25 protein-coding genes are annotated in these 22916 nt (G+C 46.3%); 6 read left to right on the forward strand and 19 right to left on the reverse strand.

Going from position 1 to position 22916, the window contains the following annotated elements:
* Positions 1-593 precede the first annotated feature (593 nt).
* From LQZ19_RS07990 to LQZ19_RS08025, 8 genes are all read right to left on the reverse strand, one after another.
* Entirely contained in the window at positions 594-1259 is a 666-nt protein-coding gene (locus tag LQZ19_RS07990) for a flavodoxin (RefSeq protein WP_411047344.1), read from the reverse strand.
* A 54-nt stretch (positions 1260-1313) separates the two neighbouring features.
* Complete coding sequence (locus LQZ19_RS07995) at positions 1314-2186, reverse strand: DUF4421 family protein (RefSeq protein ID WP_411047145.1); 873 nt, start codon at positions 2184-2186, stop codon at positions 1314-1316.
* Positions 2186-2515, reverse strand: coding sequence for a hypothetical protein (locus LQZ19_RS08000; RefSeq protein ID WP_411047146.1), 330 nt, complete (start codon positions 2513-2515; stop codon positions 2186-2188). Before LQZ19_RS08000 ends, LQZ19_RS07995 begins: the two co-directional genes overlap by 1 nt.
* Before the next feature lie 33 nt (positions 2516-2548).
* On the reverse strand, positions 2549-3868 hold the full coding sequence (locus tag LQZ19_RS08005; RefSeq protein ID WP_411047147.1) for a TolC family protein: 1320 nt from the start codon (positions 3866-3868) through the stop codon (positions 2549-2551).
* Positions 3855-6965 carry an efflux RND transporter permease subunit gene (locus LQZ19_RS08010; RefSeq protein WP_411047148.1) on the reverse strand — a complete coding sequence of 1037 codons (3111 nt, stop codon included), beginning with the start codon at positions 6963-6965 and terminating at the stop codon, positions 3855-3857. The genes LQZ19_RS08005 and LQZ19_RS08010 overlap by 14 nt, the downstream gene beginning before the upstream one ends.
* Positions 6962-8074, reverse strand: coding sequence for an efflux RND transporter periplasmic adaptor subunit (locus LQZ19_RS08015; protein WP_411047149.1), 1113 nt, complete (start codon positions 8072-8074; stop codon positions 6962-6964). Before LQZ19_RS08015 ends, LQZ19_RS08010 begins: the two co-directional genes overlap by 4 nt.
* A 180-nt stretch (positions 8075-8254) precedes the next feature.
* Positions 8255-9364, reverse strand: a complete 1110-nt coding sequence (locus LQZ19_RS08020; RefSeq protein ID WP_411047150.1) for a HAMP domain-containing sensor histidine kinase — start codon at positions 9362-9364, stop codon at positions 8255-8257.
* Positions 9361-10032 carry a response regulator transcription factor gene (locus LQZ19_RS08025; RefSeq protein WP_411047151.1) on the reverse strand — a complete coding sequence of 224 codons (672 nt, stop codon included), beginning with the start codon at positions 10030-10032 and terminating at the stop codon, positions 9361-9363. Before LQZ19_RS08025 ends, LQZ19_RS08020 begins: the two co-directional genes overlap by 4 nt.
* Positions 10033-10273: 241 nt before the next feature.
* Between LQZ19_RS08025 and LQZ19_RS08030 the strand changes: the two genes are divergently transcribed.
* From LQZ19_RS08030 to LQZ19_RS08045, 4 genes are all read left to right on the forward strand, one after another.
* A complete protein-coding gene (locus LQZ19_RS08030) occupies positions 10274-10591 on the forward strand; it encodes a hypothetical protein (protein WP_411047152.1) in 318 nt (105 codons plus the stop codon).
* Between the two features lie 40 nt (positions 10592-10631).
* Positions 10632-10871: a hypothetical protein gene (locus tag LQZ19_RS08035; RefSeq protein ID WP_411047153.1), complete on the forward strand. Its 240-nt coding sequence runs from the start codon at positions 10632-10634 to the stop codon at positions 10869-10871.
* A gap of 73 nt (positions 10872-10944) precedes the next feature.
* Positions 10945-11409, forward strand: a complete 465-nt coding sequence (locus tag LQZ19_RS08040) for a hypothetical protein (protein ID WP_411047154.1) — start codon at positions 10945-10947, stop codon at positions 11407-11409.
* Positions 11409-11690 (forward strand): DUF2971 domain-containing protein, encoded by a 282-nt coding sequence (locus tag LQZ19_RS08045; RefSeq protein ID WP_411047155.1) that lies wholly within the window; start codon positions 11409-11411, stop codon positions 11688-11690. The genes LQZ19_RS08040 and LQZ19_RS08045 overlap by 1 nt, the downstream gene beginning before the upstream one ends.
* A gap of 142 nt (positions 11691-11832) precedes the next feature.
* Here LQZ19_RS08045 and LQZ19_RS08050 read toward each other — a convergent pair whose 3' ends face one another.
* From LQZ19_RS08050 to LQZ19_RS08090, 9 genes are all read right to left on the reverse strand, one after another.
* Positions 11833-12525: a flavodoxin gene (locus tag LQZ19_RS08050; protein ID WP_411047156.1), complete on the reverse strand. Its 693-nt coding sequence runs from the start codon at positions 12523-12525 to the stop codon at positions 11833-11835.
* Positions 12522-13235 (reverse strand): DUF4405 domain-containing protein, encoded by a 714-nt coding sequence (locus LQZ19_RS08055; protein ID WP_411047157.1) that lies wholly within the window; start codon positions 13233-13235, stop codon positions 12522-12524. The genes LQZ19_RS08050 and LQZ19_RS08055 overlap by 4 nt, the downstream gene beginning before the upstream one ends.
* Positions 13232-14605: an MATE family efflux transporter gene (locus LQZ19_RS08060; RefSeq protein ID WP_411047158.1), complete on the reverse strand. Its 1374-nt coding sequence runs from the start codon at positions 14603-14605 to the stop codon at positions 13232-13234. Before LQZ19_RS08060 ends, LQZ19_RS08055 begins: the two co-directional genes overlap by 4 nt.
* A 39-nt stretch (positions 14606-14644) precedes the next feature.
* The gene (locus tag LQZ19_RS08065; protein ID WP_411047159.1) at positions 14645-15697 is read right to left on the reverse strand and encodes a flavodoxin; all 1053 of its coding nucleotides are present in this window, start codon (positions 15695-15697) and stop codon (positions 14645-14647) included.
* A gap of 73 nt (positions 15698-15770) precedes the next feature.
* Positions 15771-16892: an aldo/keto reductase gene (locus LQZ19_RS08070; RefSeq protein ID WP_411047160.1), complete on the reverse strand. Its 1122-nt coding sequence runs from the start codon at positions 16890-16892 to the stop codon at positions 15771-15773.
* A 116-nt stretch (positions 16893-17008) separates the two neighbouring features.
* Positions 17009-17560 carry a flavodoxin gene (locus LQZ19_RS08075; protein ID WP_411047161.1) on the reverse strand — a complete coding sequence of 184 codons (552 nt, stop codon included), beginning with the start codon at positions 17558-17560 and terminating at the stop codon, positions 17009-17011.
* A 14-nt stretch (positions 17561-17574) separates the two neighbouring features.
* Positions 17575-18144 (reverse strand): flavodoxin, encoded by a 570-nt coding sequence (locus tag LQZ19_RS08080; RefSeq protein ID WP_411047162.1) that lies wholly within the window; start codon positions 18142-18144, stop codon positions 17575-17577.
* Positions 18145-18168: 24 nt separating this feature from the next.
* Positions 18169-19011 (reverse strand): formylglycine-generating enzyme family protein, encoded by an 843-nt coding sequence (locus LQZ19_RS08085; RefSeq protein ID WP_411047163.1) that lies wholly within the window; start codon positions 19009-19011, stop codon positions 18169-18171.
* Between the two features lie 14 nt (positions 19012-19025).
* Complete coding sequence (locus tag LQZ19_RS08090) at positions 19026-19481, reverse strand: cyclophilin-like fold protein (RefSeq protein ID WP_411047164.1); 456 nt, start codon at positions 19479-19481, stop codon at positions 19026-19028.
* Positions 19482-19599: 118 nt separating this feature from the next.
* Here LQZ19_RS08090 and LQZ19_RS08095 point away from each other — a divergent pair, with 118 nt between their 5' ends.
* Together LQZ19_RS08095 and LQZ19_RS08100 are read left to right on the forward strand one after the other, a co-directional pair.
* Positions 19600-20532 (forward strand): AraC family transcriptional regulator, encoded by a 933-nt coding sequence (locus LQZ19_RS08095; protein WP_411047165.1) that lies wholly within the window; start codon positions 19600-19602, stop codon positions 20530-20532.
* Between the two features lie 287 nt (positions 20533-20819).
* Entirely contained in the window at positions 20820-22016 is a 1197-nt protein-coding gene (locus tag LQZ19_RS08100; RefSeq protein ID WP_411047166.1) for an HD-GYP domain-containing protein, read from the forward strand.
* Positions 22017-22111: 95 nt separating this feature from the next.
* Here LQZ19_RS08100 and aroH read toward each other — a convergent pair whose 3' ends face one another.
* Both aroH and LQZ19_RS08110 read right to left on the reverse strand, forming a co-directional pair.
* Positions 22112-22495: a chorismate mutase gene (gene aroH, locus LQZ19_RS08105; protein ID WP_411047167.1), complete on the reverse strand. Its 384-nt coding sequence runs from the start codon at positions 22493-22495 to the stop codon at positions 22112-22114.
* Positions 22492-22845, reverse strand: a complete 354-nt coding sequence (locus LQZ19_RS08110) for a hypothetical protein (RefSeq protein WP_411047168.1) — start codon at positions 22843-22845, stop codon at positions 22492-22494. The genes aroH and LQZ19_RS08110 overlap by 4 nt, the downstream gene beginning before the upstream one ends.
* Positions 22846-22916: the final 71 nt, after the last annotated feature.

Consider the following 22916-nt stretch of genomic DNA (forward strand, 5'->3'; position numbering starts at 1 on the left):
TTGATTCCCGCCCTAACTACAAGGTTTCTAGCTTTCAACATTTCATCCAAGGCTAGGCTCCATTCAATCTGTTTGGGGGTTAAATCCTCAATTCGTTTGGGAACCTTAAAATCTGTAGGGATTATAAAATCATTTTGGGGGGGGGGTATAAGGAATCATATTACCTTCGCTAGAGGTGATTACCTTACCGTTAACTATTTTGGAAGTTATTACCATCATCATACATTACCGCCTTATTAAGCCCCTAACCAATAAGGGCTTAATACCTTAGTTAGTTATGAAGCTAAAAATGTATGTAATTTAATATCATTTTGGGTTTCATGAGCTCCCCTTATTTTTTAACAGATCGGCTTTTTTCATCATTTGTGGATACAGAAGGGCAACGAATACGGTGGACGTAAGCCAGCAAAGCGGATTGGGAAAGGTCATTCCCAAAAATCCCAGGTTGCTTACGAGGAAGTGGGTCGAAATGGAACGGACAATAACTTCCATAACACCTACCATGACCGAAATTGAAGATTTGCCAAGTCCAATGAGCGCGAACCGTATCGCAAAATTGACACCCAAAATAATATAAAATAGTGAGGTTATTCTCATAAATTGGTAAGCCATTTTTTGACATTTGGCTGCGCTGAAGCCACATCATCACGGAATACGTCAAAGACGTTTTCTATTATGGTGGAATTGGGTATGGCGGCGTTTATGTCGCGAACACTCCGGGCTAATCCGCCTGTTCCGTGGGTACAAAATAGTATTACTGTTTTGCCTGAAAGGTCGTGCTGTTCAAGAAATGAGAAAAGCGCCATAGGAGCCGAATACCACCAGTTTGGATAGCCCAGGAATAGTACATCATAAGCGTCTATGTTCTTCACCAATCCGGTAAGTTCAGGGCGGGTGTTCTTTGCTTTTTCTTCCGCTGCACGGTCAAGAAATTTGTTGTAATCGCTGGAATACGGATAGGTTTCTTTTATCCAATTTTTGAATTTGTAAATGATCCGTTCCAGCCGTTCATTTTTCGGGGTGTCAAACATGGTTCCTTTGCCGGTTTTAATCCAATGCTCGTTAGCTCCAAAAACAAAACAGACCAAAGAAATAAGGCGATCTTTTACCTCCCGCTTTCCTTCTTCGATGGAGCTAATCATAGAACGGCTTATCTTAATCCTATCCGCAAATTCTTCTTGAGTAAGTCCTTTTGCTTTGCGAATTTCGAGAAGCCGATTATGTATTGAAGTATCAAACTGTTTCTTGGGGATCTTTATTTTCTCCTTTCTTCCTTATTAATTATTTTATATCGAATGTACCCATTGAAAGTATTAAAATCGCTTTGAAAACGTTATGCTCATGGTAGCTGGGATTAATACATCAAAATTGTCCATGCTCCATAACAGTACCGATGCAGTACAGCCCATCACCGTATTGATTGACCATGACGTATTGTGATGACCGAAGGTGATTTTGGGATTTATTTGGGGGATAAAAAGTATTTTCGTATCATTTGTATTTATTCCCAAGTTTGCCCCAATACTGAGACCTGCATTCAAAAACATACTGCTCGGAAGTATCCATGTGTAGGAATACCCTGCCGCTGGTCCAAAATGTACAATATGTACCCGCTCGTTATAACGTGCCATGTCCTCGCTCTTTGAATATATCGACGTGTAAAATACCCCGAAACCGTAAAGCAAACTTCCATTTGATGCTGTTTGTTTTTCAGACATGGTAAATACTGAACGGAGTGAATGGTTTTTATGATTATGTATCCAGCCAGCCATTATTCCGCTGCTCATTATATCCAATCCAACGTTTTCATATTCACCGGTTTCGTTATCGCCGTTATGGAAGTTTTTGTATCGTTTAATGAATGTTTCATAATACATTTCCTCAAGATAGAAATTTAACGCCACATCAAATGAATCATTATTAAAAGAGATAGGAATATATAGTTGTGCGGCAATGTTTTTATATCGAATACCCAGACCAATATCCCAGGGCTTGTCGGTTGTGTATCCCGCTGCCTGTTGTTGAAAGATACCCATGTTATATTTCCCGGAAAAACTTAGGGCTACCTTTTCATCAAATGGAACAATGGGATTTTCGGCAAACAACAATCCTGTATTATGTGGACTAATACACACATATAAAAAAACAAGAATGGGAAGGTATGTTCTTTTAACAAAACTTCCCATTAGTCCTGACCGTACAATACCACTTTACCGCTTGCGACAAACTCATAATCCGCTGAATTGTCAATTCTTCTGCTGGTAGTCCATAGTATATCTCCTACATCAATATTGCCTTCATATCTTTTGTGAGCTTCTTCCAGCAGCCTAACATAGGCTTGGATATTAACCGGTTCCTTGCTGAAACCGGGTGTAGAAATAAATGTGGCTTGAACCGTACCGATTACTTTGGCATCCTGGGACAGCGACTTGTATTCCCCCGTTGACATACAGGAAACCAATAGTCCGATTGTAATTAATACAAGAATTAATAATCCATTCAATTTGCTTTTCATAAAAACCTCCAATATTATTTTTAGGGTTTCCCCCTATCTCACTATTCCTGTCGCCAATTCCCAATCGTAATAGGCTGAACGATATTCAAATATCGCGCTATGAAGCCCCAGGCTTGCCTGATCGAGTTTGTTGATCGCCTCGGTTACGGACAGCTGTGTGGCGGCGCCATTGATATATGCGGTCTGCGCCAGGGCGACTGCCCGTCTTGCCATGGCTTCGATAAGCCGGGCGGAGTTTATGCGTTCCGATGCCTCATCAAGGTTTAACCGTATTTCAATCAGTTCACTTTCTATTTCCATTTGCTTTTTTATCAAGCTGAGGGCGGCTTTTTCCTGTTCTGTTTTGGCGCTTTTCAGACGGGAAATCCGGTATCCGCCTGCAAAGAGCGGTATGTTTACGCCGAGCTTGAGCTGCATGGAGGTGTAATCATAATCGCCGGTTAACGAATCATTTCCCATGCCGCCGAAAGCAAAAGAAAAGCCGCCAGAGACAGTGGGCAGAAACGCGCTTACCGCCGCCCTTTGGCCTATATCGCTCAGTTCGCGGTTCAAAAGCAATGCACGATAATCAGGACGCCCTGAAAATACAGCGTTCAGCTGCGGCGTACCGGGAATAATGGGCAGGGCTTCGTCGGTCTCAGTAAGAAGGACCTCTTCCGAAAGGGGAATCCACCCAAGGTTCTTAAAGGCGATAGTTGCCAACTCGGCGTTTTTACGGGATTCGGCAGTAGTGGGGATTTTCGATTTCCAGTCTACCTCCGCCATAAGAAGATCCAACTCGGTTGCTACCCCGGCTTTGTATTTTCGTTCAATGCTTTGATAGATTTCTTCGCTGGTATGTTCTGATGCTTCCATAATATGAACTACCGCGAGAGCAAGCTGGGTTCGGGCATAGAGTTTTTTTGCAGCGGCCCGCAGGTTTTGCCTTGCCGCTTCAAGGGCTTGTTCCTGAATGGATCGGGCCTTTACGGTCTGGTTATACCGTGAAAGAGCGGCAGCGTCAAAAATGGTTTGGTTAACGCCGATGCCAAGGGTCAATTCGTTATCGTAATTCGAATCAATGTCCTGCCGGATAATGCGTCCGGTCGCAGGATCGGCGGCCACCGGCGTTGACTGTTTAATGTCCTGCAAATTCCGGGTATAACTGCCCTGTGCGCCTATGTTCGGCAGCAGGGCGGATCGCGCCTGTACGACATTTTCCTTTGCAAGATCAAGTTCTTTATATGCAAGGGAAAGGTCGGGGTTGTTTTGTTCAACCCGTCTCAGGTACGAATCAAGATCATATTCCCCAGCGTAAGCCGTCATGACGGCTAATCCACATAAAAGCATAAGTATTATGTTAGTTCGCAGCATTGATGCCCTCCTTGTCTGTCTGAACGTTTAACTTTGAACGGCTTGTACGCACATATTCCAGTGACGGGATAAGCCAGAAGGTCAGAAAAGTTGCGGAGATAATACCGCCGATGATAACGACCCCCATGGGCTGCCGTATTTCGGCCATTGATTCGCCTATCCCTAAAGCCATGGGGAGCATACCCAGGACGATGGCAATATTACTCATCAGGATTGGTTTGAGCTTGGTTGGGCAGGCTTTAATAAGCGCTTCCTGTACCCCTGCTCCTTCCCTTTTGAGCTGGTTATAGTAATCCAGGATCAGGATAGCGTTATTTACTACCACGCCTACAAGCATGATAATACCGAGCATGGAAACTACGTTTAATACCGTATTGGTTAAAAGGCACCCCACAATAACTCCGATGAGGGAAAGGGGAACCGTGGCAAGGATGAATAGGGGCTGGATGAAACTTTCCAAGACCGCCGCAAGGAGCATATACACCAGGAGGACTGCGATCACAAATACCAAAAGCATATCCACGATGGAGTCTCCCATGGCTTCGGACATGCCGGCCTGTTTTAAAGTGTACCCTTCGGGGAGTTTTATTTCTCCGGCAGCTTTCATAACTGCGGAAAGGGAAGAACTCTGGGAATAGCCGGGCAATAATTCGGAGGTGATTTCCACGGTGCGGAAACGGTTTACCCGCATGATCATGTTATAGCCATTGTCAAAGCGAATATCCGCATACCATGACAGGGGATTGACCCCCGCGCGGGAAACAATGGGTATGTTTCGCAGGTCTTCAATATCCGTAAGAGCCGAATCGGCGAGTTTGACCCGTATGTCGTATTCCTGCCCGTTCTCTTTATAAGTGGTTGTCACCAGGCCGTCCACTGCGGCCCGCAGGGAAACTGCCACGGCCTGTACCGTAAGGCCGTCCTCGGAAAGCCGTTTGCGGTTTGGTTCAAAGAGCAGTTCTGTCTTGCCCGCTTTGGAATTCACCATGACGTTCATGGCGCCTGGTACTTTCTCAATGCGGTTTTTAAGCCGGTTCCCAATATCCTGCAGGGTCTCATTATCCGTCCCCTGGAGGTACAGATCGATGGGGGCGCCCTGACTTATGACAATTTCCGATGGAGGCAAAACCCGGATAGCCGCGCCGGGTATATCCTTCAAAGTTGCGGTCATGGCGGCGGCAATATCGCTGTTGCTCCGGGTGCGCTCTTTTTTGGGGACCAAGGCTATGTCTACCCGCGCAACGCTCACATCCTGTGTCATGGAACCCATGGAGCCCAGAGCAGTAAGGACCGTCTCCACTTCCGTATATGCGGCAAGCCGTTTTTCGATCTCCGCGAGTACCGCTGCGGTAGCGTCAAGGTCGCTCCCCTGGGGAAGTTCCACATCAACCTGAATTTTTCCCCCGTCGCTCTTGGCCATGAGTTCAATGTTGAGCAGGGGAAAAGCCGCAATACTGAGGATGAAAACCACCAATACTACCGCAACTACAAGGGCGCTGCGCCGTTTCCGTTTTAACAGGAATGAAATTGAACGTCCATACAGGTCTTCCCATTTTTTGAATAGACTTTCCAGTTTTCTTCCCAGAGGGCCGTCCCGTTTAGCCGTTAGCGGCAGTATCCGGGATGCCATAAGGGGGGTCAGGGTAAAGGAGACGATAATGGAAAACACCGTGGAAATAACAATGGTGAAGGCAAAATCGGAAAGTATCTTCCCCATACCGCCGCCCATATTACCTAAGGGAACAAAAACTGCCACATTTGTAAGAGTAGAAGCAAAGACCGCCAACATCACTTCCCGCGTTCCTCTGGACGCGGAATCATGTCGGGACAAGCCCTGCTCCTTATACCGGAAAATATTTTCCAGTACCACCACTGAATTGGCGACCAGGGTTCCGGTGGCACAGGAAAGGCCCATGAGGGAGAGTACGTTGATACCGATATTGAGTGGCTTCATAATAAAGAAGGTGGCAATAACCGAGAAGGGCATAGCTAAGGCGACAATAAGGGTGGAACGGGCATCGTGAAGAAAGAAGAGCAGTACCAGGGCGGTAAGAATAATGCCCAACACCACATTGCCCAGGGTATCATTCACCGCGTTCCGTATAAAGGTTGCGTCTTCCTGAATGACCTTAAGCCGTATATGGCCGCCCGATTCAGCTTCAATTCGGGGGATACGTTTTATCACCCCGTCGATCACATCAAGGCTGTTGGCGGTAGGGTTCTTAACCACACTTAAAAGGATGGCGCCCTCGTTACGGGTTCCCGCTCCTTTGTCCAATAGAATTGTCCGTTCCCTGACAACGGTATGGGTGTCCCTGACATCCCCAAGCTGCCGGAGTTTGAAAACCCCCTCGGCGGTGGGAACATCCAGATTGCTGATCTCATCAAGGGAAGTAAATTCCCCTTTGAACCGGACGGGTATGTCCTGATCCGCCGTCTCAATTGATCCGCCGGGAAGTTCCAGATTAGCCGCCGCAAGGAGGCCCGCAATCTGTTCTATGGGGACCGCACGTTCAAATACCGTGGCCCGGTTCAGTTCCACGGTGATTTCCCGTTTATCCCCACCGGAAAGGTTTATGCTCCCGACACCGGAAACCTGGGAAAGCTGATCCCCTATGGTAGTTGAGGCCAGGGTATAGAGTTCCGTGCTGTCCATATCGCCCTCAAGGACGATCTGCATAACGGGAATGGCCGATGCAATATCTATCTTGGAAATCGCCGGCCTTTTGGCGTCCAGCGGAAGATCGGCTATAATAACTTCAACCTTATCCTTCACTTCCTGGAGGGCTGTATTTTCATCTTTCCCATACTTAAAGGAAGCGGTAATCACAGAAACGCTGTCCATTGAATAGGAAGTGATTGAATCGAGATCCCCGATGGCAAAGACCTGATCCTCTATCTTTTTGGTAAGCTGGGTTTCTACTACCTGGGGGCTTGCCCCGGAGTATATGGTTTGAATCGTTACCATGGGACTCGACATATCGGGGAAGAGGCTCACGGGCAGGGAAACATAGGCCAGGATACCGAAGATTACAAAAGCCAGGAGAACCATGAGGGTAAGTACGGGCCGCTTGATGGAAAGATCAACCACATTCATCGGGTTACCGCCTGGGCTGTTTCCACTATGTTAAGCAGGGTATTATCAGAAAGACTTTGTATCCCGTCATAAATTAGGAGATCCCCGCCTTCCAAGCCGCCGGAGATTTCAAAATCCAGGCCCCGTTCATGCCCCACCTGCACATCGACCCGCTGCGCCTTATTGTCCCGAACGACATACGCGGCGTAACCCAAATCGGTTTTCAGCAGTTCCTTGCGGGAAACTACCAGGGCGTTTTCGTTCCGGTAGGTTTCTACCACAATATCAATGCTCATGCCGCTGATAAAGGGCCGCGCCTGATTTAACGCCATAAGGTCGGTAATGTCAAAAAAAGCGGTTACCGGAAAGGCGCGTTTCTTACTGTCCATTAAAAGGGCAACCTGGCTTACCCGACCTTCAAAGGTCACTTGTTGGGAATTGAGCTTCCAGTTGAAATTGGAAATATCGACGTTTTCCAGCCCGTCAATATAAACCCTGGCCCCGTTCTTTATGAGGTTTATTTCGTTGACCCCCACATAAAAACGGGTAACCAAACCATTCTGATTGGATACGGTAAAAAGGGGCGTTCCGGGGTTCACATTTTCCGTTGCCCGGACATTCAGATGGATAAGGGTTCCCGCTATGGGCGCTTTAATGTAGATCATATCACGGGCCGCATCCAGGCTGGCCCTTGCCAATTCATACTGCATCCGGGAATTATCAAAATCCTGGCGGGAAATATCCGAGCTGGCGTAGAGAACCTGGCTCCGCTTATAGGCGGTTTCGGCATTTTCATAACTGAGCCGGGCCTGCTGTAATGTCCGGTTGTTTTCCGAAAAGGACAGGATCACCTGATCCTGCTTAACCTGATCCCCGACTTTTACGGCAATGTTCCTGACCACGTCGTTGAGGGAAGCGTAGGCGGTGGATTCCGATTGGGCATCCAGGACTGTGGGATATTTCAGGTAAACTGAAAAATCCTCCGGTTCAAGCTGCCGTACCCTGACCGGGAACCCGTTTTCGCTATAAAGCTGTTCCATGCTTTTAGCTTCCGCACGGTTATCCTTGCCGGCGGAGCAAGCCGCCAGTAAGACCGCCAGGGCAGGTAGTAACAAAAAGGCATTACGCATACAAAACTCCTGTTTCAAACGGCCAAACGATCCGCTGAAAAATTGCAAAATGTGAAACATTTTGCGAGACTTATGAGGAAACCAACAAGGTTTCCTCATAAGTCCAATATCCTGTATGGATGTTGTGAGATGTTAAGGAATTGTTAATGAAATGTTAAATTTGAGGAAATGTTTGCAGATTTACACTTTTTTCGCGATTTTCAGACAAACCGTAAAGGTTGTACCTTCCCCGACCCTGCTTATAACCGTTATTTCGGCACCGGTCATGTCAATCACCTTTTTCACCAATGCAAGCCCCAGACCGTTGCCTTCCTGTGAATGGGAACTATCCCCTTGGTAGAATTTATCGAAAATACGTTTTTGCGTTTCCTCATCCATGCCGCAGCCGGAATCGGTAATTTGTACCCACGCAAAACCGCCCGCCGCTTTTTTTAGGCTCATGGCAATGGTTCCTCCGGGGGCGGTAAATTTGATCGCATTGGCTATGAGGTTGTTCCAGACAATTTCCAGCATATTTTCGTCATAAGAGACGGTTATCTCGTCCAGGTCGGCCTCGAAATTGATGTTTTTTTGTTCCCAGAGATCCTCAAGGGCAAGGGCGCAGCGGCGAAGCTGTTCGCTTAATACATAACACGAAGCGGCGGGAAGGATTTTTTGATTTTCCAGCTTGTTTAACTTGAGGATGTTGGAAACCAGGGTGGAGAGTTTTTGTGATGAGCTGACGATAGTTTTGATGTATTCATGCCGTTCCTCCGGTTCAAGCTTTTCGTTTTGCAATGCTGTGGCATAACTCTGGATAACCGAAAGGGGGGATTTGATTTCGTGGGATACATTGGCGATAAAATCATTTTTCATGATTTCGATGCTTTCAAGTTCCCTGGCCATGGTATTGAAGTCATCAAACATCACCTCAACAAAATCCTTTTTTCCGTCTTTCCGGCGCGGCGCGATACGGGCCGAAAAATCCCCCTGGGCAATATTCCGCGCCGCTTCACTCAGTCGCCGCATGGGACGGTTCCATGATACATGACGCACAAGCGCAATAAGCGCCATTAATAGCGCGGCCATTAAAACCACATAGCCCATCAAGATATTTATTACCAATTGGACATGGGTTTCCATGATGCCCCGGGTTACGAATTCCTGATAAATAACCATGTGAAATCCGTTTATCGCCGCCACCGCAAAGAACAATAAAAGATACTCTTTTATTGACATATACCCGGCGTTAACACGGCTGTCGTTTTCTCCGAATATACGGTGCCGCAGGACTTCTGCTTTTCTTTTCACTTGGGTACCGCCTTATACCCCAGCCCGTGGACAGTTACAATTTCAAAATCCTTACAGGCGAAAAATTTTTCCCGCAGTTTGGTAATATACACATCCACGGTACGCGGGGTACTTTCACTTTCTGTACCCCAGAAATCGTCCATAAGTTGATTACGGGTAAAGGTTTTTTTGGGATACGATAGGAGTTTGAACAGAACGTTGAATTCTCTGACCGTAAGGGGTATTTCTTCCCCTGCCAGTGTCGCCGTCATCTCGTCGGCGTTAAGGACGAGGCTTCCGGCAGTAAGCTTTTTTTCATTGGCGATATTCGCCCGCCGCAGGAGCGCGCCGATACGCAGGGTTAATTCATTCAGGTCAACGGGTTTGACCATGTAATCGTCAATGCCGATACGGAAGCCCTGCTCCTTTGATGCAATGTCATCGCGGGATGTCATAAAAAGCATGGGGATTGTTTTATCCTGTTCCCGCACCATGGCGGCGAACTTGAAGCCGTCGATTTCCGGCATCATGATATCCGAAATTATGAGGTCGATGAGGGTATCTATCATGCGATCAAAGGCTTCTACCGCCCGAAGGCAGCCGATTGTCCTGAAACCACGCTCGGTAAGGTGGGTACAGACAAGGCGGTTCAGTTTTTCATCGTCTTCCACAACCAGTATGTTGATCATAGGATTCCTCCTTAGGGTAGATTTTATCATAAGTTGCAAAAAAAGTTGTTAAAGATTTGTTAAATGTTACATAGAGCCCCTAGGATTTAACCCTCAAAAACTTAAAAATCTCTCTCTATTAGGGGAAACCCTTACTTACACCTCCGTTAGGGGGTATGTCGGCGTAAAAAATGTCTAATCATTAGCGTATGAAAAAGTGGATATTTTACAAAATTCTGCCTTTGTGATATATTATTTATTGATGGAAACGGCAAAAATTTACCTTGAAACGACGATGTTCAGCTTTTATTATGCCCCGGATATGCCGGGGTATTCGGAGCTTAAAGCCCAGGTACGGCAGATTTTTGACCAGATCAAGGCTGGAAAATATGAAGCATATACGTCTATCTATGCCGTTCAGGAGATTGAAGCAGAGACTAATTCTGAAAAGCGGGAAAATATGAAGCGGCTGGTCATTGATTATGGGATCATTGTGCTGCCCGAAAATGAAGATGCCAAGCGGCTTGCGGCCCTGGACGGTGGAAAAGGTCAGGAAGGTCAATATTCGGGAAGGCTTTGACGGTATCGGGATATACCGTCCTGTGGAGGGAGCCAGATTTATGAAGACGGTACAGGATTATATGAATGACCCCCGGATTACCGATGATCCGGCTTTGAAGGATTCTCTTGAATTATCGAAGGAAATTCATGCGATCCGCTTAAAAGTCCAGGACGAGAATGAGGGTTTGTCTGTTGATGAAATTAATCATAAGGCGGAGATTACTTTGGCTTCCTGGGGGATTTCGCTTTGCCGGGATAGGACGGGACGGGGGAAGATTGGAGCTGCGGTGGGGGTATAGGAGTAAGACTAGGTCTGATAGGACTAACTGAGACGCTCTTTATTGAACCTGGATATGGGGGTGTTATAAAGTAATGCTTTTAGAGGATGTTGCGGATTTTCCCTCTTTTATTTTTAAATTCCGGCCTTATACTCCATTGGCCATAAAAGAGCTGAAATATGGAGAGCTTTACTTTTCAGACTTTGCTGAACTTAATGATCCATACGATACTCGACTTTGCCTTATTTTCAAGCCAAATCAAGAAAACTATGAAGAAATAATTCGTCGTGCTTTATCAAGCATGCCACAAGAGAAAATAGATATTACCGAAATGGCTTCTTTCCTAGCACGTACTGAAAAAACTTATGGCGAACTGATAGCTACCCTGAAATCTAATGAATTCGCCACAATAGCTGCCAGTGTAATAAAAATAGATAGTACATTGGAAACTATTTTTTATATGCAACAAATTATAGAAAAACCAATACTCTTTATTCATGCAAGTGTTCATATTTTTGTTTATGTTTGTTCTTTTACAAGGGATATAATAACCCAATAATGTGGTCACACTACGCCAATCAGCATAATGGATATTGTTTGATTTTTAATCCATGTGAAAATATAATTTATCAGAATCCACTAAAAAGATATCCCGCTAGCGTTTATACAGACGGAAGGAAGGAATATAGGAATCCGCCTATCCCTTATAAAGTTGAGAAAGTAGAATACAAAAAAAACATCACGGAAATAGATGCTTTTGATCTGTACAAAAGGGATGTCATTCAAAATGCAGGTAAGTCCTTTTGCCTTGCGAATTTCAACAAGGCGATTATGTATTGAAGTATTAACTTTCTGCTTGTTACTCTTCATATCTTCCTATCTTCCTTATATATTATTTCGACAAGTGATGTAGCCATTTTATGGCAATGCAGAGGCATACCCGGTTCTTTAGCTAAAAAGAAGTCCTAGGAACCAATGATTTTTAATACCCCAAATTGGTAAGCCATTTTTTAACATTTGGCTGCGCTGAAGCCACATCATCACGGAATACGTCAAAGACATTTTCTATTATGGTGGAATTGGGTATGGCGGCGCTTATGTCGCGAACACTCCGGGCTAATCCGCCTGTTCCGTGGGTACAAAATAGTATTACTGTTTTGCCTGAAAGGTCGTGCTGTTCAAGAAATGAGAAAAGCGCCATAGGAGCCGAATACCACCAGTTTGGATAGCCTAGGAATAGTACATCATAAGCGTCTATGTTCTTCACCGATCCGGAAAGTTCCGGGCGGGTGTTCTTTGCTTTTTCTTCCGCTGCACGGTCAAGACATTTGTTGTAATCGCTGGAATATGGATCGGTTACTTTTATAGAAAATAAATCACCGCCTACGGTTTCTTTAATCCAATGAGCAATTCGTGCGGTATCACCGGGGGCAAGTACGCTTGCCGATGTTGCGGCATCTACATCTACCGAAGAAGGATTGGCTACAATCGTATTATCTGCCCAGGTAAAATAGGCAATCAGAATATTGCTATCGTTTTTTAGCGGTGTGTTTGCGGGTATCGTTCCTTGCGAAGAAGCGGTATCATTTTTTGCAGTAGTGTCTTTATTGCCCTGACAGGCCACATGAGAAATTACTAATAACACAATGACTAGAAAAATTGATACTTTTTTCATTTGGGTTTTTCTTCAATGGCCTCTATGGATTTTTTTGTGGTATGTATCTTTTTCAGGAACTTGGCGGCATAATAGGCGGCGCATATCCATAATCCCATCATGGCAGTATTTTCGGCAAAAACGGCAAAGGCGTTTTTTTCAAAATCAAAAAAAACAAACTGACTACGAAGAAACATATAGGACAGGATATTCATCTTATAAAAATTCCATGCTCCATATACGGCTATGGCTATGGCTATGCACATCGGGACAAGGGCGGGCAAGGTCAAGATAGGTGTCCGCTTCATGGGTTTTTGAAACATGGTTATTACCATGCCCCAATGCAAGCCAAGGTGCATACTCATCAATACAAAGGCCCAATAAGCGGCTGACAGGTGCAGGAGCCGCGCAAATGCCATTCCACCCTTAATTGAAAGAAACCCGAACGCATACTCGGACATGATGATACCGCTTATCGCAAGGGCAATTACGGTAACTAATACCAGCAAATTGATTATCGTCTGAAAAGTACGGATGGCGGTGTATGTACCTTTTAGCAGGTTTTTATACCAGTTGATATTCAGTATGTTATGTATGAGGAACAATACGAACATCCCTGCGCCTGTCCATTCATGCGCTTCCTGTCCGGTTACTTGAAACGCCATTTGCACGAGTAGTAATACGGTCATTACAAAGTCAATGGATAATTTTAATATCATTTTGGGTTTCATGGGCTCCCCTTATTTTTTAACAATTCGGCTTTTTTCATCATTTGTGGATACAGAAGGGCAACGAATACGGTGGATGTAAGCCAGCAAAGCGGATTGGGAAAGGTCATCCCCAAAAATCCCAGGTTGCTTACGAGGAAGTGGGTCGAAACGGAACGGACAATAACTTCCATAACACCTACCATGACTGAAATTGAAGATTTGCCAAGTCCAATGAGCGCAAATCGTATCGCAAAATTGACACCCAAAATAATGTAAAATAGTGATGCTATTCTCATATATGTTGTACCGGCGGCAATAACTTCTTGTTCACTGGTTCCGACAAAGAGCAGCATGAAGTATTTACCAAAACAAAAAATTAAAATTGTCGCCGCAATACTAATCGCTATGGTGATTTTCATGCATGAGCGGACACCTTCACGAATACGGCTAAAAGAGGCATTACCATAATTCTGTGCCGTAAACGTTGCTACTGCCGTTCCAAAGGCTCCCAAAATACGGTACATTACGGTATCCATTTTGCTTGCTGCAGTATAAGCCGCCATATCAACACTGCCTAATGAATTGAGCGATGCTTGCAGCAATAAGAAGCTCACAAACAAAATACAGTCAAAAAAGGCAAGGGGCGTACCGATTTTTATATGGCTTCCCATGAGTGCGCTGTCTATATGCCATTCTCCTTTCTGGAAATGTAAAATTTTGAAATGTTTACGAATATAAAGGAAACAGCATATACAGGAAATTATTTGAGCTATAACCGTGGCAACGGCGGCGCCTGCTACACCCCAGCCAAACCCCATAACAAACAAAAAATCAAGAATAACATTGAGTAGAGATGTTATTACCAAAAAAAGAAGCGGCGTACGGCTATTTCCAAGGGCGCGTAAAATACCAGCCTGGACATTATAACAGACTGTTGCGGCTGCTCCCCAAAAATTGATAGTGGCATAAAGCGCCGCTTCTTCGATAATTTCTCCGGGTGTATTGATAAGACGCAGGAGCGGCCGGCAGAGCAAAACCCCGCCTACGGTTATCAGCAGGGTAACAGCGGCGCTAAGATATATTCCATTACTTACCGCCTCTCGTGTCCTTTTTGCATTATTTGAACCAAACTGCTGTGCAATGACTACTGAAATTCCATTTGCAAGTCCAATCCCCAGCCCAAGAAAAAGCTGCACAACGGGAGCGGCAACGCCAACGGCGGCAAGAGCTTTGTAACCTACGCCCTGCCCTACTACGGCGGTGTCTACCATGCTGTAAAGCTGTTGGAAAAGATTGCCAAACATCAAGGGCATGGCAAAGGAAATAAGCATGGGGCGTACTTTTCCCGCTGTCATGTTCAGCGTTTTGTTTTCAGATAACGGTAGCTTCATATTCAATCCTTATGATATTGATTCAAGTGTTAAACTTGTTTACTCTGCTTCAAAACGCATTTCTACATGGCTTCCCATGTTGGGAAATACCGACAGATCCGAAATAACCCTGCCAATGGGGATTACATCCATCCCCAGGTTTGGGCGGTCAGTTTGTGCATAAAAAATAGCCAGGGTATTATTTTGAGCGCAATAGGTAATATCGCCATTTATAAAATTCCTTTGGGTTTTGCCGGTATTGACCGGACGCTGTGAAATGTTACCGTAATACTCACGTCCGCCAAATCCCACCATAGAAACAGTCAGCGGGAACAGGGTTTTGATTTCAAGGGCAAGCGGGGTATCGTACATTACGCCGTTGAGGATAATATTACCAATGGTTATCGTAATTGTGCTTTCATCATTTTTCGTTGCTGCCGTTTGTGTAAGGCCGATTGAGTTGAGCCATGATAGTACCGTGGTTTTTGCGGCGGGAGTGTCTTTTGCATTGACGGCAATGCCCGCAAGCAGGGAAGTATCGGGGCATACTTTTTGTATATCCGCATAGCTGCGTCCGCTTCCATAGCCGTCATGGGTACAGAAGGGAATAATTATTTTTCCTGAGAAATCATATCCGGTTAGAAAAGAAATAATTGCCTGGGGTACGGTGGTTGCCCATACCGGGTATCCGATAAAAACCGTATCGTATTGTCCTATATTCAGATTAGTATGTTTTAGGGGCGGCAGGTAATTTTTATTCATCTCATCATGGTTTTGGGAAATTACGGCTTGAAAATCATGCGGATAAGCGTCCTGTGTTTCTATCAGGTGAATATCGCCGCCTGTGGTTTCCCGAATTATGCGGGCGATATACTCTGTCGTGCCATAAGGGACGCTTTGGTCAACAACAACACTGGCGGAGCTTGAGGCGTCTATCGCCTTATTAGGCCCGGTATTTTCCCGGAGACTAAAATAAACAATCAGAATATTTGAACCGTTCTGATTTTCTTTTTTGACGGCAATGCCGGTATCAGCGGCATTTTGACCGCTTCCGCAAGCCGGAAAAGAAAAAATCATGCCAAAGGCAATCACCATTACAAATAACTTCTTCATTCATTTTCCTCTCTTTTTATCTTTTTCGGGAAACAGCCTCGATCAACCCTTTTCCGTTGTTGAAAATTTTGTTTCATCCATTAGATTTTTCAAAAAGTGCGGCAACCTGCTTCAAGTTCTGTATGACAGGTAAATGCTGCGGACAATGTTCTTCACATTGTTTGCACTCAATACAGGCAGAGGCTTTTCCGTTGTGTTTGGTATAGTTACCATAATAGATGGTGTGGATGGAAAAACCGTTTGCCTGATGTTGTTTTTCTGCGTTATACAGGGAGAAATATTCGGGAATGGCAATGTTCTGCGGGCATCCTGCTACACAATAACGGCAGCCGGTACATGGAATTGATATGCTTTCCTGTATAATTTTTGTAACTGCCTTTACTATTTCAAATTCCGCTTCGCAAAGTGGCGAGAAATCCTGGTATATGCGGGTGTTCTCATCCAGTTGTTCATAACGGCTCATGCCGGAAAGTACCGTCATGACGTTTTGATGGCTTGCCGCAAAACGCAGCGCCCATGACGTGGGGGAAGCGTCCGGCGCATAGGCTTTCATCAGGCGTTCTGCTTTTTCGGGAACAAAAGCCAGCATACCGCCCTTAACCGGTTCCATAACAATAACCGGTTTCCCGTGTTTTTCGCAAACTTCATAACAACTGCCGGACTGAATACTTTCACTATTCCAGTCAAGGTAATTTATCTGTAGCTGCACAAAATCCGTTTCAGGATGTTCTGTCAAGATTTCATCCAAAAGGTTTGCGCGGTCATGGAACGAGAAACCTATTTTTTTAATTTTGCCTTCTGCTTTCTTTTGCCGGATAAAACCAAAACAATCAAACCGTTTTGTCAGTTCATAGTTATTGGTCAAAGCATGAAGCAGATAATAGTCAAAATATTCAACGCCGCATTTCTGTAACTGTTCGTTAAAGATGCGTTCCGCGTCTCCTTCTTTTTCCAGACTGAATGTAGGCAGCTTGGTTGCAAGTTGAAAGGAATCCCGCAGGTACCTTTTTACCAAGGCTTCCCTGATTACTATTTCACTTTGAAAATCGTGATACATCCACGCAGTATCGAAATAAGTAAACCCTCTTTCAAGAAAAGTGTCCACCATTTTTTTTGTCTGTTCCATATCGACGCGAGTTTGATCGCCTTCGTCCAACAGCGGCAAGCGCATACATCCAAATCCGAGTTTTTTCATGCCATATTCACCTTATTATTCCACTTTTAAGTCTGAGCGCCCTCAATAAAACGCTGCTATTGTTCAAAATGTTTACCGCTTTCCCACATCATAAGCCGATTCTTTGAAGCGGCCGCTTAGTTAATCACGCCGATTTTACGAAGCCATCTATCCACATTGGATTGTGAAGCCTTCCCGCTAACGTCAAATCCCTCTAATAGGGTTGAATTAGTCAGTTTGTTGCGAAGTGTTCTGATAGTGCCGGAAAATCCGCTGCCGCCGTGGGTACAAAAGGGGACAATCCTTTTGCCGGAAAAATCATATTCCTCCAGAAAGCTATACACCGCCATCGGCATATCGGCCCACCAGTTGGGAAAGCCGATGAATACAATATCGTATTGAGCTATGTTCTCCACATGGGTGGCAAGGGGCGGACGGCTATTTTGCCGTTTTTCATTCTGCGCTTGGTCAAGTACCGTGTTATAATTTGACGAATAGGCGGTTACGGTTTTAATCTCGAAAAGGTCTCCGCCGGTCTTGCCGTGAATTTGTTCCGCAAGGGAACGGGTGGTACCGCCCCATGAGAAATACGCAACAAGAATTTTCCCATTACTGCTCTGGTTTTGAGCGTTTGCCTGCATAATAGCCCCCATACAAAAAAATGTTATTATTAAAAAAAGTTTTTTCATCCTACTCTCCCTATTTAATTGCGTACCGCTATGCCGTTCTTGCGAAGCCACGCCGTTATGTCATTCGGCAGCGAACTACCGCCGGAATAATTGACCGAAAGCCCTTCCCCCATTTTGGTACGGGGGGCCAGTTTCGCAATGGCCGAAAGGCTTTGTCCGAAGCGGCCCCCGCCGTGGCTGCAAAAGGGAATAATTGTTTTCCCGGAAAGATCGTACTGCTCCAAAAATGACGCAATGGGCATTGGTATTGAAGCCCACCAGTTTGGATAGCCGAGTAAAATTACATCGTATTGGGCGATATTTGCCACACGGTTTTTGATCGCGGGTCTTGCTTGCTGCCGCTGATCGCGCTGGGCTTCGTCAAGGCAGGTGTTGTAATTGGATGAATAGGGCTTTACAAGTTCAATCTCAAAAATATCCCCGCCGATTTGCTGCTGGATTTGCCGGGCTATTCCACGAGTGTTCCCGCCCCAGGAAAAATACACAATGAGGGTTTTGCCCCCGCCGCTCCGATTTTGCGCCTGAACTTCCATGCCGGCCCCCAAACAGATAAATGTTAAAACAAACAGTAAGCCTTTCTTCATTTTAATTTTCTCCTGGAAATAGTATTATACGTTTCTGGCAAGCCGAAACCCAAGGTTGAACATCTTATGGGACAGCGGATTAGCGGAACGGTAGGCGGAACGTAAATGTTTTGCAAAATCGTTCCAGCCTCCGCCCCGGCTGATGTGCATAGTTCCCGTCTCCGGCCCTGCGGGGTTTGTCTGCGTCCCGGTAACATACTCGCCGTACCAATCCCAACACCACTCGCCCACATTACCGTGCATATCAAATAGGCCCCATTTATTGGCGGAAAAACTACCGACCGGTACGGGCTTTTGCCGGTACTCGCCGGGTTTTGTTTCCAGCTTGCTTTGAGAAAAGTAATTTTCCTCTATCGTGTAGGGATAGTGGCCGAAATAATTTGCCTGTTGCGGGCTGATAGAATTTTCAGTATTGAAAGGTGTTGTTGTCCCGGCGCGGCAAGCGTATTCCCACTCGGCTTCGGTGGGCAGCCGATAGCCGTTAGCTGATGTATTCCACCGGACATTTTCGCCGTTTATCGTATACGCCGGGGTAAGACCTTCCTTTACGCTTCGTGCATTGCAATACTGTATCGCCTCAAGCCAGTTCACATTTTCAACGGGTAAATGGTCGTCCTTAAATTCGCTTGGGTTGTTTCCCATAATTTCGCGGTACGATCCTTGTGTTATCTCATGTTTTCCTATGTAGAAATTCCTAAGTGTAACCCGGTGGGAAATTTCGTCCTGTTCCCTCCATGCTTCCGTTGCGGGGCTTCCCATGGTGAAGGTTCCACCCTTTATCAAAACAAAACTATCCGCGCCTTGTGTCTGCGCTGCGGCTGTTACGGCGGCAAAAATGGTAATGGAACATACTAAAAATGTTTTCATTGTCTATGCGCTCCTTATTCAGCCAGTTCTATCTTAAAATTTGCTGAACCCGGATACTGGTTAAAGACATTGAGGCCGGAAGTGATTTTGGCTATGACGATAAGGCCGGGATTGGGTAATGCCGATCCGTCATGGTTGTAAAAAAGCGCCATGTCGTTGTTGGGGATCCAAAAGCCCAAGTCGCCGCGCTCATATTCGCTTTGGCGGTCGCTTGTTAAGGCAAGAGCCCGCGGCAAATGCCAATATTTTTCCCGGCTCACATAGTCGCTGGCTTTGACCGTCATAGGTAAGAGGGTTAGAAAATCTCTGGTTGTTTCATTGTCGATTAACACGGCGGTTAAGACCGTGTTTCCAATGGTGATTTTCAGGCGTTTGTCTGTTAAGGTTCCCCTGTCCTGCGCGAAAACACGGTAAGAGCTAAGGGTCAATGTCAAAACCAAAAAGGCAAAAATACCAATTTTGCTGCCCATTCTTTCCTCCGAAAATGCTTATTGTTCATGAATAGGGTACTGGCTGCGGCGTAATGCCGCTATCTACAATCTTATCAATTTCTTGCCTAATCTTATCAGACGTGATAAACTCCTAGGTATGAAAAATGAAGGACAGTCCATAACACGGATTATTGGGTTACTCAGAGACAAATTGACGCAGTTGGCGCCGGAACCGGGGAAAATCCCCACTGCTATTGAAGGGGTGTATATCTACCGGATGGACAACGATGTACGGATGGATTGTTTTAACGATCCCTGCATTGGGGTGTTAGTCCAGGGGGATAAACGGGCCATTGTTGCGGATGAGGAATACCGCTTTAAGGAAGGCTGGTATATAGCCTACGGAATGGACTTGCCCGCTATCAGCCATATTACGGGGGCTTCGCCAAAAAAGCCCCATCTTGCTATGTCTATCCCTCTTGATCGGTATATTATGAGCCAGCTTGTAACGGGGGTAGAGAAGCGGCCTCCGCCCGGCAATGGGGCTTCTTATAAAGGGCTGACGGCGGCAAAGGCTGGCTCTGAATTGCTGGATGCCTGTCTCCGCCTGATAAGCTTGCTTGATACACCGGAAAGGATACCGGTTCTCGCCCCCATGATTATCCGGGAAATTCACTATTTCCTTTTAATCGGCCCGGAAGGGGAAGATTTTAGGCTTCTGGGAACCCATGAAACACCCAATAATCAGATTGCCCAAGCCATAAGCTGGATGCGGGAAAATTACTGCTCGCCTTTTAACCTTACGGAACTTTCCCGGCTGGTTAATATGTCTCAGGCTTCATTGAGCCGCCATTTTAGCCGGATTACCGGCATGAGTCCGCTCCGGTTCCAGAAACGGCTGCGGCTCTACGAGGCGCAGCGGCTGATGTTGACGGAGGACAAAAGCGCCGAGACAGCGGCCTTTGCGGTGGGTTATGAAAGCTCAACCCAGTTCAACCGGGAATACAAGCGGCAATTCGGCGAACCGCCGCACCGGGATATAGAACGGCTGCTGGTTACGGGGGCGGTGTTAGGGGAAGAAATGGTGTAAGGGGGCGATCTCCCGGCCTGTGGTATAGCTCTCTCTCATTTATAGTTCAGGGGTTCCGGGTATAATTTTCCTTAAATCTTGATAGCTTCATAATTGTGAATACCGAGTTCCGGTAGTAGTTCGGACCGGAGTAAAGGAGCTTTTCATGGACGAGATCGGTAACAAGTTCCGAGGGTCTTTTAGACTGTACTGTTGGTAAAACTGCCAGTAAAATCAAGCAAAACAGAGTAAAAAGTGCCCTAGACAAGCTATGTAGAAGATACCATAATATGAACTACAGTATAACAATGAATATCAGAATGGATACCTTGATTGAGGCTATTGCGGTTGCCCTGGACATTGTCGAAGGGGAATTGCTGGGGGCAAGTACCCACCACGGGAAACGCATCGCCGCTCTTTGTTCCGCCATGGGACGGTATTTGGGGCTGAGTGAAGACGACCTGAGTTCCCTGACCAGTTGTGCGCTGCTCCATGACAATGCCCTGACTGAATATATTTTGTCCGAACGCGAAGGCTGGGAGCAGGATTCCAGTATGAAGCTCCACTGTCAGTTCGGCCAGCGGAATGCGGATACCCTGCGGTTCAAAACCAACATTGACGGCTTTATTCTCTACCACCACGAGCGGGCTAACGGCGATGGGCCCTACGGGAAAAAGACAGGAGAATATCCCCTTGGAGCGGAGCTGATCGGGATTGCCGATTTTATCGATGTTTCCCATCATCTGCAAACGGTAGGCCCGGACCGGCTGCCCCAGCTCCGGCGGGATATTACCGATAATATCGGCGTAATCCATACCCCCCTCGCCGCGGAGGCTATGTTGGCGGCTCTGGACGAAGCCATGCTTCTTTCCCTGGGGGATAACCGGATCCTGGATACCGCAAACAGGCTGATTCCCCCCTGGACCATGGACATGGACAGCCAGGTGATTCTGAACCTCGCGGGCTTCGTCAGCCATATTATCGACTATAAATCCGCCTTTACCCGCCGCCATTCCGCGGGAATCGCTGACAGATCCTGGATCATGGGGCAATACTACGGCTATGACCATACCCTGCTGTCGGAGCTGTACCTCGCCGCCAGTCTCCACGATATCGGCAAGCTGGCTATCCCTACGCAGATCCTGGAAAAGCCGGATAAACTGGACAACGATGAATTCAACATCATCAAAGGGCATGCGCTTAAAACCTATGAGCTCCTTGGGGACATAGACGGGTTTGAACAGATCCGGAACTGGGCCTCCAACCATCATGAAAAGCTGGACGGTTCCGGGTACCCCTTTGGGAAAAAGGCAAATGAGCTTGATTTTAATTCCCGGCTTATGGCCTGTATCGATATATACCAGGCGGTAAGCGAAGCGCGGCCCTATCACCCGGAGCGGGATCACAAAACTACCATGGAAATTCTCTACGATATGGCAGGCAAGGGTTATGTGGACGAAAAAATCGCAAAAGATATGGATAAAGCCCTAAGTGTACTGACATAATAGGAATTTTAACCGCAAAGAAATTTGAACCGCAAAGGCGCAAAAGTAAATTTCAAATTTTCCTCTTTACTTCCTTATGCGCCTTTGCGGTTTCTTTATCTTGTCCCCTCGGCGGCGTGGTCCGGGCGCAGGACCTCCGCTCCGTTGCGGTATACATAGCGGGGTACGGCGCCTTCGGCCATGTAGCAGTGGATCAGAACCCGAATGGTTCTTGGGAGGCTCCCCTTTGCGGCGGACTCCTGGAGGGAGAAGAGGGCAGCCTCCCCTGCCCGGCCGGATTTACGCAGGGCGGTAGCGGGGTTTAATATGTCCAGATCCGCCGTTACCGAAAATATCACCGAAACCAGATCCGGTTCTTCCAGCTTATTGCGAACCAGGAGATCGTCGTATAGGGCGGCCACCTGTTCCACAATATCCTGGGGATCGTTTTTACACTGGGTTGCCCCCCTAAGGGCGAAAAGCCGTTTGTCTGCCGTCATGTTCTGTTTCCTCCCGCTGCCACCATGATAAACGCCGCCAAGGTGGCTATGGCGATGCCGAGTATCCCCAGGGCTATATAGAATCCGGCGCCTCCCAGGAAATGATACCTTCTGTCGTGAACGATAATCCATACATTCAGAATGATCCCATAAATCGAACTTACCGCCAGGGAGAGCCCAAGGATAACCGAAAGGCGGAGGAGCAATAGCTGGGTCCGGTCCATAAATTCCTGGGCAGTTCCGATGCCGTAGAGGTATACCACCAATAGGCTGAGAAAAAAGAAAAAAAGAACCGCCCGTTTTACCAGGATCGCGATGAAAGGTTTTTTTAATGGCCGGAAAGCGGGCATCCTTATTATCTCCTTTGAGGATTGCTAGAAATCCAGGTTACATATTATCATATTGATATGATAATATAATA

It is taken from the genome of Treponema primitia (genome assembly GCF_046533075.1).
In the GTDB taxonomy this organism is placed as follows: Bacteria; Spirochaetota; Spirochaetia; order Treponematales; family Breznakiellaceae; genus Termitinema; species Termitinema primitia_B.

Coding starts and splice junctions, on each gene's coding strand:
- LQZ19_RS08015 (WP_411047149.1), bottom strand. CDS start 8,074: ATGCGTAATGCCTTTTTGTTACTACCTGCCCTGGCGGTCTTACTGGCG.
- LQZ19_RS08070 (WP_411047160.1), bottom strand. CDS start 16,892: ATGAAAAAACTCGGATTTGGATGTATGCGCTTGCCGCTGTTGGACGAA.
- LQZ19_RS08090 (WP_411047164.1), bottom strand. CDS start 19,481: ATGGGCAGCAAAATTGGTATTTTTGCCTTTTTGGTTTTGACATTGACC.
- LQZ19_RS08050 (WP_411047156.1), bottom strand. CDS start 12,525: ATGAAAAAAGTATCAATTTTTCTAGTCATTGTGTTATTAGTAATTTCT.
- LQZ19_RS07995 (WP_411047145.1), bottom strand. CDS start 2,186: ATGGGAAGTTTTGTTAAAAGAACATACCTTCCCATTCTTGTTTTTTTA.
- LQZ19_RS08010 (WP_411047148.1), bottom strand. CDS start 6,965: ATGAATGTGGTTGATCTTTCCATCAAGCGGCCCGTACTTACCCTCATG.
- LQZ19_RS08085 (WP_411047163.1), bottom strand. CDS start 19,011: ATGAAAACATTTTTAGTATGTTCCATTACCATTTTTGCCGCCGTAACA.
- LQZ19_RS08045 (WP_411047155.1), top strand. CDS start 11,409: ATGTGGTCACACTACGCCAATCAGCATAATGGATATTGTTTGATTTTT.
- LQZ19_RS08075 (WP_411047161.1), bottom strand. CDS start 17,560: ATGAAAAAACTTTTTTTAATAATAACATTTTTTTGTATGGGGGCTATT.
- LQZ19_RS08040 (WP_411047154.1), top strand. CDS start 10,945: ATGCTTTTAGAGGATGTTGCGGATTTTCCCTCTTTTATTTTTAAATTC.
- LQZ19_RS08000 (WP_411047146.1), bottom strand. CDS start 2,515: ATGAAAAGCAAATTGAATGGATTATTAATTCTTGTATTAATTACAATC.
- LQZ19_RS08060 (WP_411047158.1), bottom strand. CDS start 14,605: ATGAAGCTACCGTTATCTGAAAACAAAACGCTGAACATGACAGCGGGA.
- LQZ19_RS08005 (WP_411047147.1), bottom strand. CDS start 3,868: ATGCTGCGAACTAACATAATACTTATGCTTTTATGTGGATTAGCCGTC.
- LQZ19_RS08065 (WP_411047159.1), bottom strand. CDS start 15,697: ATGAAGAAGTTATTTGTAATGGTGATTGCCTTTGGCATGATTTTTTCT.
- LQZ19_RS08055 (WP_411047157.1), bottom strand. CDS start 13,235: ATGAAACCCAAAATGATATTAAAATTATCCATTGACTTTGTAATGACC.
- aroH (WP_411047167.1), bottom strand. CDS start 22,495: ATGACGGCAGACAAACGGCTTTTCGCCCTTAGGGGGGCAACCCAGTGT.
- LQZ19_RS08095 (WP_411047165.1), top strand. CDS start 19,600: ATGAAAAATGAAGGACAGTCCATAACACGGATTATTGGGTTACTCAGA.
- LQZ19_RS08110 (WP_411047168.1), bottom strand. CDS start 22,845: ATGCCCGCTTTCCGGCCATTAAAAAAACCTTTCATCGCGATCCTGGTA.
- LQZ19_RS08025 (WP_411047151.1), bottom strand. CDS start 10,032: ATGATCAACATACTGGTTGTGGAAGACGATGAAAAACTGAACCGCCTT.
- LQZ19_RS08030 (WP_411047152.1), top strand. CDS start 10,274: ATGGAAACGGCAAAAATTTACCTTGAAACGACGATGTTCAGCTTTTAT.
- LQZ19_RS08100 (WP_411047166.1), top strand. CDS start 20,820: ATGAATATCAGAATGGATACCTTGATTGAGGCTATTGCGGTTGCCCTG.
- LQZ19_RS08035 (WP_411047153.1), top strand. CDS start 10,632: ATGAAGACGGTACAGGATTATATGAATGACCCCCGGATTACCGATGAT.
- LQZ19_RS08080 (WP_411047162.1), bottom strand. CDS start 18,144: ATGAAGAAAGGCTTACTGTTTGTTTTAACATTTATCTGTTTGGGGGCC.